General features: G+C 41.6%; 9 protein-coding genes. 1 reads left to right on the plus strand and 8 read right to left on the minus strand.

The features are described from left to right. Positions 1-2 precede the first annotated feature (2 nt). The 6 genes from gyrA to AC1DU2_RS29060 form a co-directional block, all read right to left on the minus strand. On the minus strand, positions 3-2,567 hold the full coding sequence (gyrA, locus tag AC1DU2_RS29035; protein WP_477365211.1) for a DNA gyrase subunit A: 2,565 nt from the start codon (positions 2,565-2,567) through the stop codon (positions 3-5). Between the two features lie 163 nt (positions 2,568-2,730). Further along, on the minus strand, positions 2,731-3,129 hold the full coding sequence (locus tag AC1DU2_RS29040; RefSeq protein WP_477388954.1) for a hypothetical protein: 399 nt from the start codon (positions 3,127-3,129) through the stop codon (positions 2,731-2,733). A gap of 11 nt (positions 3,130-3,140) precedes the next feature. After that, the gene (gene hemF, locus AC1DU2_RS29045; RefSeq protein WP_477388956.1) at positions 3,141-4,055 is read right to left on the minus strand and encodes an oxygen-dependent coproporphyrinogen oxidase; all 915 of its coding nucleotides are present in this window, start codon (positions 4,053-4,055) and stop codon (positions 3,141-3,143) included. A 137-nt stretch (positions 4,056-4,192) separates the two neighbouring features. Next, on the minus strand, positions 4,193-5,425 hold the full coding sequence (locus AC1DU2_RS29050; protein WP_477388958.1) for an MFS transporter: 1,233 nt from the start codon (positions 5,423-5,425) through the stop codon (positions 4,193-4,195). A gap of 113 nt (positions 5,426-5,538) precedes the next feature. Further along, the gene (locus tag AC1DU2_RS29055) at positions 5,539-5,736 is read right to left on the minus strand and encodes a cold-shock protein (RefSeq protein ID WP_090650362.1); all 198 of its coding nucleotides are present in this window, start codon (positions 5,734-5,736) and stop codon (positions 5,539-5,541) included. Positions 5,737-5,876: 140 nt separating this feature from the next. Further along, complete coding sequence (locus AC1DU2_RS29060) at positions 5,877-6,512, minus strand: peroxiredoxin (RefSeq protein WP_477388960.1); 636 nt, start codon at positions 6,510-6,512, stop codon at positions 5,877-5,879. 149 nt (positions 6,513-6,661) lie between these two features. Here AC1DU2_RS29060 and AC1DU2_RS29065 point away from each other — a divergent pair, with 149 nt between their 5' ends. Then, on the plus strand, positions 6,662-8,446 hold the full coding sequence (locus AC1DU2_RS29065; RefSeq protein WP_477388962.1) for a glycoside hydrolase family 15 protein: 1,785 nt from the start codon (positions 6,662-6,664) through the stop codon (positions 8,444-8,446). Between the two features lie 133 nt (positions 8,447-8,579). Here AC1DU2_RS29065 and AC1DU2_RS29070 read toward each other — a convergent pair whose 3' ends face one another. Together AC1DU2_RS29070 and AC1DU2_RS29075 are read right to left on the minus strand one after the other, a co-directional pair. Next, a complete protein-coding gene (locus AC1DU2_RS29070; protein ID WP_477388964.1) occupies positions 8,580-10,790 on the minus strand; it encodes a bifunctional alpha,alpha-trehalose-phosphate synthase (UDP-forming)/trehalose-phosphatase in 2,211 nt (736 codons plus the stop codon). Positions 10,791-10,937: 147 nt separating this feature from the next. Then, a complete protein-coding gene (locus AC1DU2_RS29075) occupies positions 10,938-11,417 on the minus strand; it encodes a hypothetical protein (RefSeq protein WP_090650348.1) in 480 nt (159 codons plus the stop codon). Positions 11,418-12,210 lie beyond the last annotated feature (793 nt).

Genomic DNA, 12,210 nt, shown 5'->3' on the forward strand with positions numbered 1-12,210 from the left:
TGTTATTCAGTTGGTGGTTCGTCAGTTTTTGATTCTTCGCTGCTTTCGGTTGCCTCGTTTTCGTCGGCTGCACCTGCTTCTGCATTTTCATCAATTTCCTTCTCTTCATCCTCGTCGTGCTCAATTTTAGCAACCGAAGCAATCTCGTCGTTACCCTTAAGCGTTATCAGGCGCACACCTTGCGTAGCCCTGCCCATTGTGCGCAGTTCACTTACGGCTATACGGATAATAATGCCCGATTTATTGATGATCATCAAATCTTCTTTATCAGTAACACCTTTTATGGCAACAAGGTTTCCGGTTTTTTCGGTAATATTTAAAGTTTTTACACCTTTACCGCCACGGTTGGTTACCCTGTAGTCGTCAATATCGGTACGTTTACCGTAACCCTTTTCTGATACTACCAACACAGTTGTTTCACTGTCGTTGATGCTGATCATACCAACAACCTCATCAGTTTCATCATCCAAAGTAATACCACGAACACCCGTTGCGGTACGTCCCATTGGCCTTACAGTAGATTCATTGAAGCGGATAGCTCTGCCCGATTTAAGCGCCATTACTATTTCGCTGCTGCCGGTAGTTAAGGTTGCCTCTAATAATGAGTCGCCTTCGTTAATGTTAATGGCGTTGATACCATTAGCACGCGGACGTGAGTATGCTTCTAAAGAAGTTTTCTTGATGGTACCTTTTTTGGTACACATGATAATAAAGTTGTTCTCCAGGTACTCTTTATCCTTAAGGCTGATTAGCTTAATGTAAGCTTTAATATTCTCCTCTTTAGGGATATTAATGATATTCTGGATAGCACGTCCTTTTGAAGTACGCGTTCCTTCCGGAATTTCAAATACACGTAACCAGTAACACTGGCCCGATTCGGTAAAGAACAACATGTAGTTGTGGTTGGATGCAACAAGCAAATGCTCGATAAAATCGGCATCGCGGCTGTTGCTGCCAATAGAGCCCTTACCACCCCTGCCCTGGCGGCGATATTCAGTTAAAGGCGTACGTTTAATGTAACCTTCGCGTGATATGGTGATCACCACATCTTCATCCTCAATAAAGTCTTCAGTCTGCATTTCGGCAGATGAGTGAACCATTTCGGTACGACGCTCGTCTCCGTATTTTTCTTTGATCTCTAACAGTTCATCTTTAATGATCTGCATCCTTAAACCTTCATCGGCTAAGATAGATTTCAAGTGTTCAATCAGTTTCATCAAGGCCGCGTATTCGTCTTTGATCTTATCACGCTCAAGTCCGGTTAACCGGCGAAGCGTCATATCCAAAATGGCGCGTGCCTGGATATCACTTAATCCAAACTGGGCGATTAAACCTTCCCTTGCTTCGTCAGGAGTTTGTGATGCGCGGATCAGGCGGATAACTTCATCCAAATGATCTAAGGCGATCAATAAACCCTCTAAAATGTGGGCGCGTTTTTCGGCCTCCGAAAGCTCAAATTTGGTACGGCGGATTACAACCTCGTGCCTGTGCTCCACAAAGTGGTGTATCAGATCTTTCAGGTTCAGCATCATCGGGCGGCCATTAACCAGCGCGATGTTGTTTACGCTAAATGATGTTTGTAACGCGGTGTATTTGAATAGGTTATTTAGTACGATAGCTGCGTTAGCTTCGCGTTTTATCTCATAAACTATGCGGATACCTTCCCTGCTCGATTCATCACGGATTGCAGAAATACCCTCCAGTTTTTTATCGTTCACCAGTTCGGCAGTACGCTCAATCATCAGCGCTTTGTTTACCTGGTAAGGTACTTCGGTAACAATAATGCGCTCCCTGTCGTTTCCGTGAGTTTCAATCTCGGCCCTTGAGCGGATAACAATCCTGCCCCTGCCTGTCTCTAATGCTTCACGCGGGCCTTCAAAACCGTAAATGATACCGCCTGTAGGGAAATCGGGACCTTTTACATATTTCATCAGCTCGGTAACCTCTATCTGGCGGTTATCAATTAATGCCATAGTGGCGTCAATAACCTCCGATAAATTGTGCGGCGCCATATTGGTGGCCATACCCACTGCGATACCCGAAGCGCCGTTAACCAAAAGGTTAGGGAATTTTGCAGGTAAAACGGTTGGTTCCTGTAACGAGTCGTCGAAGTTTAACTGAAAATCGATGGTGTCTTTGTTGATATCGGCCAGCATCTCTTCGGCAAGCTTTTGCAAGCGGGCCTCGGTATAACGCATAGCTGCAGGCTCATCTCCATCTATCGAACCATAGTTACCTTGTCCTTCAACAAGCAGGTAGCGTAAACTCCATTCCTGGGCCATACGTACCATGGTATCGTAAACAGATTTATCACCATGCGGGTGATACTTACCCATCACCTCGCCCACAATACGGGCCGATTTTTTGTAGGGCTTATTGTTATTTAAACCCAGATCAAGCATGCCAAATAACACACGCCTGTGTACCGGTTTCAATCCATCGCGGACATCGGGCAGCGCCCTGGAAACAATCACCGACATTGAATAATCAATGTATGCAGATCGCATTTCCTCATCAATATTTATCGAAATTATTCTGTCTTCTTTGCTTGAATTATCGTCAGCCATTTTTATTTATTTGTAGAACCTTCTCTCTGTTTTTCGTGTTAAAAATTGATTTTTAAACGACCTGCGAAGTTAAGAAAATAGTTGACTAATGTGCCAATTTCGGCAACAATATGCATGCATAATTTATACACACAGGCTAATTTATTAACGTTGCAGGTTTGGTTTATTTGATTTTTACCCAGTGATCTTCAATCTTATTACCATTGGGTAAAACGGTGAATAATTTAAGTGTATCATTATTAATTGTATAGGTATATTTCACTACTTTATTGAGCAATTCTGAGGATTGCAGGCTGTAGGTTTGTGTTTCCAAACAGGTATCGGCCAGCAATTGGTAATCTCCTTTCTCGTAAACCACATCCTTCTCGCCCTTTTCCTTTAAAACAGCTTTATAGTGCGATTTATCATAAGTGCGCTGTAAAGTATAAGCAGTTGAAGCACTGTCTATTTTGCCATTAACTACACCTCCCCTATATTCCCACACGCCTTTAAGCGGATAATCCATAGCGGCAAATGAGCACAATAAGCAAATTGTCAAAATTGGCAGTACAAGCTTTTTCATAGGTAATGATATTAAGCCCAGTTAATTCCTTTTTTTAATAAAGATAGTGTTTTTTCTTCCTCGCTGCCCGGCGTTGCCTGGTAGTTATACACCCACTTGGCGGTTGGTGGCAGGCTCATCAATATAGATTCAATACGCCCGTTGGTTTCCAGGCCAAATTTGGTTCCGGCATCATAAACCAGGTTAAACTCGGTATAGCGGCTGCGGCGTTGGTATTGCCACAATTGCTCTTCTTCGGTAAATGGTTTATTGCGGTTACGGTTTACCAATTCGGTATAAGTTGGTATAAAAGAACGCCCTAAGGCTTTCGAAAAATCAAAAATATTCTCCCATGATAATTCATCATTGGCGGTCAGCCTGTCATAAAAAACGCCACCTACACCCCTGGTTTCGTCCCGGTGTTTGATGTAAAAATAGTCATCGGCCCAAAGTTTAAACCGGTGGTAAAAATCATGATAATAGCTATCACAAACATTTTTTAAGCTGGTATGAAAAAATTTAGCATCCTCCTCAATAACATAGTGCGGCGTAAGATCGATGCCGCCACCAAACCACCTTATGGGTTTATCTGCACCACCGATAGTAGATGGCATTTCAAAATACCGGATATTCATATGGATGATAGGCACCATTGGATGATTTGGATGAATTACGATGGAAACACCAGTCGCAAAAAAATCATCAGATTCTACCTGTAAAGCTCTTTTCATGCTATCGGGTAGCTGGCCATGCACGGCCGAAAAGTTTACACCCCCTTTTTCAAAAACATCGCCATTTTGGATAACACGCGTGCGGCCGCCGCCGCCGCCTTCCCGCTCCCATTTTTCTTCTTCAAATTTAGCTTGTCCGTCTGTCAGTTCAAGCGCCGCACATATCTCGTCCTGTATCTGTTGGTAGTCTGCAGCTATTTGTTCTTTGCTAATCATTAGTGCAAATGTAATTTAATTTGAGAATCTAAATAACTGCGATTTGATTTGAAGATTTGAGAATTTGAAAATGAAAAAATGGACAATGGTCCTCCAATTTTCAAATCTTCAAATTCTCAAATTAGCTCATATTCAAATTAACTTATCTCCACGTAATCCAAATCTTTACCAAAGGTTTCTTTTAACTGACTTAATGACAGTAAGGCAATTAGGGTAAGTATGCCCATCATAATATAGCCGCTGGTTATCATGCCGTAGTGCACTTTAAAAGCATTAAAGGCAAGGGTTATAGGTATAAGCGCACCGCGAACGAAATTTGGAACCGTAGTAGTAACTGTCGAGCGGATGTTGGTTCCAAATTGTTCGGCTGCTATGGTCACAAAGGTTGCCCAATAACCAACTGAGCATCCCATAAAGAAACAGATCCAAACAAATTGCTGGTTTGATAAGCCGATTGCCCTTAAATAATACACAACACAGCCTACTGATACTAATAAAAATACAGCCATGGTAAGCTTTCTTGATTTTGTTACCTGGGCAAGCAAGCCGGCAAAAATATCGCCGACAGAAATACCAATGTAGGTGTATAATACGCCTGTGCCTGCACTTAAGGTATCTTTTGCATGCAAAGCCACACCAAATTCTGGGCTGAAAGTTACCAGGATACCCACTACGTACCACAGCGGTGCCCCTATTAAAATGCAAAAAAGATATTTTTTAAACCTGTCCCAACTGGTGAAAAGAATGAACATATTCCCTTTAGACACCTCGCTTCGCTCCACGCTTTTAAACATGCCCGATTCAAAGGTGCCTATCCGAAGTAACAACAACAGGATGCCCAAACCGCCGCCTACAAAATAAGCCCGTTGCCATCCGTATTTAGCTACGTTTACGGCAGCCACCGCTCCAAAAAGTCCAATAACCGCCACTATCATGGTTCCATAACCGCGCTTTTCTTTACTTAATGTCTCGGATACCAGGGTAATACCTGCACCAAGTTCGCCGGCAAGGCCAATGCCTGCAATAAAACGGATAATAGCGTAAGTATTTACATCTGTTACCAAACCATTGGCAAAATTGGCTATGGAGTATAGCAAAATGGAGCCAAATAAAACTTTGATGCGACCTAATTTATCACCTATTATTCCCCATAAAATCCCGCCCAGCAAAAGGCCAAACATTTGAACATTAATAATGAATTGTCCTTTAGCCAAAAGTTCGGCCGCGGGCACGCCAATATCCTTAAGACTTTGCACCCTTACTATGGAGAAAATTAAAAGATCATAGATATCAACAAAATAGCCAAGCGATGCTACAAGTACAAGGAAAATCATGTTCCTGGTTGCCTTGGCGGCGGTAGAGTCAGTCATAGTTGTATATAATTGGGTGGCTAAAGTAGCAGAATTATGGATATAATTTCAAAAAAACAGCACAAAAAAAACCCCTGTGTATGCAGAGGTCCCTTATCAAGAACTTTGGTTAATTATGCTTTTTTAACATTTACGGCCTGTAAACCTTTTCTGCCTTCTTCCACTTCGTAAGTAACGCTATCATTATCTTTAATGGCATTTACACCGCCTTGCACATCCTTAAAGTGTACAAAAAGATCTTTACCGTCTTCGGTAACAATAAAGCCATAACCTTTTTGTGTGTTAAACCATTTTACTTTTCCAGTTTTCATAATTATAATTATCGTATTAAAAAATTGTTGTGAGATTAAAAACTAAAGCCAAACTGAAAATAAAATGGTTTTAATGTTCAGACGGAATAGATAACCCTATCTTTTTCAAATATATAAAATAATTAATAAACCAAATAAAATTATTTATTTGGTTGCGGAGTAGTGCGTAAGTAGGGTTTTATGAGTGTAAAACCCTTTGGAAATTTGGCCGGGATGTCTTCTGTCTTGGTTGCAGGTACCACAACAACGTCTTCTCCGTCTTTCCAATCGGCAGGGGTAGCTACACCGTAATTGGCCGTTAATTGTAACGAATCAATAACCCTTAAAATTTCCTGGAAATTACGCCCGGTTGATGCAGGATAGGTAATAATTAACTTAACAGCTTTGTCGGGTCCGATAATAAACAATGAACGCACTGTTGCATTTACCGATGCATTTGGATGGATCATATCGTAGGCTTCAGAAATTTTACGATCTTCATCAGCAATAATCGGGAAGTTTACCTCCACTCCCTGCGTTTCGTTAATATCATTTATCCACCCGGTATGTGATTCAACCGAATCAACACTAAGGGCTAAAACCTTAACATTACGCTTAGCAAATTCATCTTTTAATGCGGCTGTTTTACCAAGTTCGGTAGTACAAACCGGCGTATAATCGCCTGGGTGCGAGAATAATACTCCCCAGCTATCGCCAAGATATCCGTAAAAGTCTATTTCTCCTGCCGAGGTTTTTGCTTGAAAATTTGGGGCTTTGTCGCCTAATCGTAAACTCATGACTATTTAAATTTTAGTAGAATAAAGTCTACTAAGTTAATATACATTAATTGACAAATCCAAATTAATCAGAAATTATACCGCTTTTTACGCCAACATTACACAGGGTATGTTGTTGAACAATTGAACCAAGCTAAAAACTAACATTAATGGCACGACATACCTACGATACCGGGATAATTGGAAACTGCGCTTTTTTGGCGCACATACACAAAAACACAAATATAGAGTGGCTTTGCTGGCCACGATTTGACAGCACTTTTATTTTTGGTGGTTTACTGGACAAGAAAAAAGGCGGCGAGTTTTCAATATTACCTGAAGGTGAATATACATCGCACCAATACTACCTTGAAAATACCAACGTTTTGATTACCGAAATAAGCCCGGCCACCGGAGGCATGTACCGGGTAACCGACTTTGCCCCTCGTTTTTACCAGCATCAGCGCTATTATAAACCATTGATGCTATTCAGGAAAATTGAAGCCATAGAAGGATCGCCGAGGGTTAAAGTAAAATGTGAGCCTGTGTCTGAATACGGCGCTGTTAAACTTAGGGTTAACCGCGGCAGTAATCATATTCAATACCTTGGTGGCGAAGAAAACATCAGGCTAACCACCAACATACCTATCAGCTATGTTTTTGATGAGCAGCCATTTGTGCTCAACGAAATCAAATACCTGGCGCTCACCTATGGCGAACCATTGGAAGCACCACTGATTACAACAGCCGAACGCTTTTTATCGGAAACTATCCAGTACTGGCGCACCTGGATTAAACACTCCTCTATCGCCACTTATTTTCAACCTTATGTCATCCGGTCGGGGCTGGCTTTGAAAATACACCAGTTTGAGGACACAGGAGCCATTATTGCGGCCAGCACTACCAGTTTGCCAGAATCGCCGGGAAGTGGCCGTAATTGGGATTATAGGTACTGCTGGCTGCGCGATACGTACTATGTGATAACCGCGCTTAACCACATTGGCCATTTTGAAGAAATGGAGCGATACTTTAGCTACGTTACCGATATATCTTTTTCTACAGAGGAGCGGTACCAGCCGCTGTATAGCATTACCGGAAAAAAAGACCTGGTAGAAAATGTTTTAACTGATTTGGAAGGCTACTTGGGCAACCAGCCGGTACGTGTTGGCAACCAGGCATCAGAACATATTCAGAATGATATTTACGGACAGGTAATGATCTCTATGTTACCGCTTTATACCGATCATCGCTTTGTATTCTCTGAAAGAAAAGACTCGGTACGATGGATAGAATTTTTGCTGAAGAAGATTGAATTTACGATTGACGAGAAAGACGCCGGCATCTGGGAGTTCAGGAACATGGCTAATATCCACTGTTACAGTAATTTGTTTCAATGGGCGGGAGCTTCTGCTGCCGAAAAAATGGCACGCACGATAGATAATCAGGAACTGATTGACAAGGCTGTATCTTTAAAAGAACGCGCAGCTGCGCATATTGAAAGCTGCTATGATCCCGTAAGGAAAGTATACACCAACTCGGCAGGCAGTTCAAACCTGGATGCCAGTACCTTGCAGCTTATCATGATGAATTACCTCGACCCAACATCGCAGCGGGCAAAGGATCATTTAATTGCACTTGAAAATGAGTTAAAGGCATCTAATGGTTTATTTTACAGGTATTTATATAAAGATGATTTTGGCAAACCTAAAACCACTTTCCTTATCTGTGCATTTTGGTACGTTGAAGCGCTGGCCAGTGTTGGCCGTATTGATGATGCCCAGCGCGAGTTTGGCAACCTGCTCAAATATTCTAATCACCTGCTGCTTTTCAGTGAGGATGTGGACGAAAATGACGGCAGCCAGTGGGGTAATTTTCCGCAAGCCTACAGTCACGTGGGGTTAATGAATGCGGCTTACAGGATAGCGATGAAATTGGATAGGCCAATCTTCCTTTAATATAATAAAACGATTTAAGGATTTTGCAGGATTGACAGGATTTTTTTTTACGCCTGGTAAAATTCGTCATTAACGAAGTTTTACCAGGCATTTGAAATCTAAAACCTGCACATTTGAAATCCGTACTTCTCCATTAGTCCTGCAAAATCCTGGTGTCATGTCCAACATGTTTCGTAAAGCTGGTGAGGAGTTTTCGTACTTCCTGTGGGTTACGCAGATAAAATTTGGCGGCCGATATATTACTGCCCACTTTAATGGTTATGGCACTTTCTGGCAGGGCTTTAAAAATATCCTCGTCAGTATAATCGTCGCCAAAGGCTATTACAAAGTCGTAATCTTTACCCTCTGTCAGGGTTAAAGCTGCTTTGCCTTTGTTGATATCCATATTCTTCACTTCCAGTACCTTATCCCCTGCCAATAGCTGTAAACCTTTATCGCTGGCCAGGTACTTCAGGTTATTCATCAGCTCCCCTGCCCTTAGCTCTCCCAGGCCGGCCTGGGCTTTGCGGTAATGCCACACCAGCGAGTATGTTTTCTCTTCGATGAACGATCCTGGCGTGCGGTCTACGTAGGTTTCCAGCAAAGGGTATATATCGTGTTTCCATTGGTCAGACAGGCCGGCAATTCTGTGCCATGTGGTACCCGGTTGTTTAAACCAGGAGCCGTGCTCGGCTATCAGGTACATATCGGTATGCTGAAACCATTCGTCAAGATTTTCATGTTTTCGCCCACTGATGAGCACCACCTGGTTGGCAGGATCCTCAGTTAGTTTTTGAATGATGTTATAAAGCTCTTTATCGGGGCTGGCCTGCTCAATGACTGATCTGAACCCAACCAGTGTACCGTCGTAATCTAAAAAGATAATACGCTTTTTGGTTTTACTGTAGCGGTTTATGATGGATTGCTCGGTAGTGTTACTCACGTGCCTGGTTTGCAATGAACGCTGCATAAGTTTTACCTCCTTAAGCCTGTCCATAAAAATTTTAACCCAATGCCTGATGTTAAATTTAGCCACCAACTGGCGCATGGGAATCATGCGCTTTTTTTGCTCATCAAGGGGCATATTAATTGCCTGTAATATGGCCCTGCACACCTCGCCGGTATTATTGGGGTTTACAATTATCGCGTCTATCAATTCTTTAGATGCGCCGGCCATCTCGCTCATAATCAGCACTCCGTCATTATTTATGCGACTGGCTATATATTCTTTGCTCACCAAATTCATCCCATCGCGCATTGGGGTAACCAGGCAAACATCCGCTGTGGTATATAAAGCCGAAAGCGTTTCGAGGGGGAACGACCTGTAGTAATAGTGGATAGGACTCCAGTCCATGGTGCGGTAAATGGAATTGATATTCCCCACCTTTTTATCAATCTCATCGCGCAGGTGTGCATACTGTGGCACGGTGTCTCGCGATGGTACCACGATCATGTAAAGGGCTATATTTTCAATACACTCGGGGCACAATTGCAGCAATAATTCAAATGCCGCAAGCCGTTGTAATATACCTTTGCTGTAATCAAGCCTGTCAACAGACAGTATGAGTTTACCATCCTTGAAGTTATTCTTGATCAGTTCTACCTGGTGTTTTACATCGTCCTGCAGCGGTAACGATGCATATTTTTGCTCGTCAATCCCCATGGGAAACGATTCGACTACGATGGACCGCTCGCCGGTCGCGATGATATTTGCCGAAGATGTTACCGGCAAAATACGGGTGGTAGCTCCTAAAAAGTGCCTTACATCATCAAAGGTATGCAAGCCAATCAGGTCGGCCCCGAGCATTCCTTCCAATAATTCCGATCGCCAGGGGATCAATCTAAACATCTCATGCGATGGGAAAGGGATATGCAGGAAAAATCCGATAGAAACATCGGGGATTTCGTGCCTAACCAATCCCGGCAGCAGCAGCAATTGGTAGTCATGTATCCAAATAACATCGCCGGGTTCGGCAATAGTGAGTATTACATCCCTGAATTTTTTATTTACCGCCTGGTAATAATCCCAGTTTGATTGTTTATAGGTGGCATAGGTAGATGCGTAGTAGTGAAAAACAGGCCATAAAACCTCGTTCGAGAAACCTTCATAATATTGATTAATCTCCTCCTGGTCAAGAAAAACCGGTACCAGGCTCAGTTCTTTCAACTGTTTTGTTACTGTATCTTTATCCTGCTGTTCTGTAATTTCAACACCGGGCCACCCTATCCATACGTTATCACCCTGCTTGTAAATTGAACCTAAGCCAGTTGCTAAACCTCCCTCGCTTGACGACAAATTGTAGTCACCATCAGTTTTAGAGATTTTTACAGGTAACCGGTTAGAAACAATAATAGTCTTTGGCATAATAATTATAAAATATATTAACTAATACTTTATAAAGGCTTAAACAGCCAAGTTGTTTGATAAAATATAATTATTGCAATTATCATAAAATAAAAAAGCCACCCCAATAATTGGGATGGCTTATATAAGGGTATTTTTTTGGGCGAATTATTTCACTTGTTGAAAGAACTCAAGGTTTGCTTGTTGAGTTATCCTTACAAGTACTTCGTGTTTGTCGTTTTTCAGATCAACAAAGTATGAAGTAGCATCAATGTTTGAATTGATGTCGGTATTAGCCTGGTAAACAATCACTTCGTTTACGTCGTAACCAGCGTAATCTTTGCTGATTTGTTTCATTGTTTTAGCGGGGATGGCTTTAGCGTCAACGCGTTGAGTTACACCAAGGTACTCGCCGTTAAGGTTGTAAAAAGCAGTTTTCCTTACGCCATCAACAGTAAATGTTGCTTTCTGGGTATTTTTAGTTACAGTCCAGTTCACATCTTTTGCATCAGCAAAGTCAACGGTGAAACCATGTAACGCTATGTATGATACGTTAGTACCTCCATCATTCTTTTTACCGCCATCGGCAGCAAATACATTAACACTTAATAAAGCGGCAATTGCGGTTGTTAAAAATATCTTTTTCATGTTGTTTTAAATCTTAAATCCACAACAAAAATAGACTAATATTATAAATTTGGCAACTATAATTTAATTTTTATGAATATTTGATAATTATAGTGAATTTAAAGTATAAAATTTAATTTTTGGCAATTCACTTAGTGTATATTTTACAATATCTTAAAGAATTGAAAGACTTATAAATCGGTTTAGCTAAATCCAAATGCACTAAACAGCTAAACTAGTTGCTATATATTCGCTGATATCATTAACTCGGGCGAGCAAATACTACCATTCACCTGAGTTAGTATTTCCAGAAAGACTGAAGGGAAAAATGATATTGTAAAAAGGCTGTCATGATGAGTGGTAAAATTAGGTGAAACTCTGAAGGAGGAATGACATCGTAAAAAATGGCTGTCATAGTGAGTTTGTCGAACCATAGCGGGCAAATGCCTCTCCGCGCGCCCCTTCGACAGGCTCAGTGTGACAGGCCTGCGCACTTCAAAAATTCAACATGTCATGTGCACTCTTAGAAATTAGAACACATCATGGGTGCGCCTTAATTTATTTGATCACAACCCTGCTAAATCCTTTTAAGCAAAAAAGCCACCCCGGATACCAGGATGGCTTGTGATAATAGTTGTGATTTTTTTTAAAATTACTTTACCTGTTGAAAAAACTCAAGGTTTGCTTGTTGGGTTATCCTTACAAGCACTTCGTGTTTGTCGTTTTTCAGATCAACAAAGTATGAAGTAGCATCGATGTTTGAATTTACTTCGGTGTTAGCCTGGTAAACAATCACTTCGCCAACTTCGTAACC

The sequence above is a fragment of the Mucilaginibacter sp. P4_C11 genome (genome assembly GCF_056402115.1).

Coding starts and splice junctions, on each gene's coding strand:
- gyrA (WP_477365211.1), bottom strand. CDS start 2,567: ATGGCTGACGATAATTCAAGCAAAGAAGACAGAATAATTTCGATAAAT.
- AC1DU2_RS29040 (WP_477388954.1), bottom strand. CDS start 3,129: ATGAAAAAGCTTGTACTGCCAATTTTGACAATTTGCTTATTGTGCTCA.
- hemF (WP_477388956.1), bottom strand. CDS start 4,055: ATGATTAGCAAAGAACAAATAGCTGCAGACTACCAACAGATACAGGAC.
- AC1DU2_RS29050 (WP_477388958.1), bottom strand. CDS start 5,425: ATGACTGACTCTACCGCCGCCAAGGCAACCAGGAACATGATTTTCCTT.
- AC1DU2_RS29055 (WP_090650362.1), bottom strand. CDS start 5,736: ATGAAAACTGGAAAAGTAAAATGGTTTAACACACAAAAAGGTTATGGC.
- AC1DU2_RS29060 (WP_477388960.1), bottom strand. CDS start 6,512: ATGAGTTTACGATTAGGCGACAAAGCCCCAAATTTTCAAGCAAAAACC.
- AC1DU2_RS29065 (WP_477388962.1), top strand. CDS start 6,662: ATGGCACGACATACCTACGATACCGGGATAATTGGAAACTGCGCTTTT.
- AC1DU2_RS29070 (WP_477388964.1), bottom strand. CDS start 10,790: ATGCCAAAGACTATTATTGTTTCTAACCGGTTACCTGTAAAAATCTCT.
- AC1DU2_RS29075 (WP_090650348.1), bottom strand. CDS start 11,417: ATGAAAAAGATATTTTTAACAACCGCAATTGCCGCTTTATTAAGTGTT.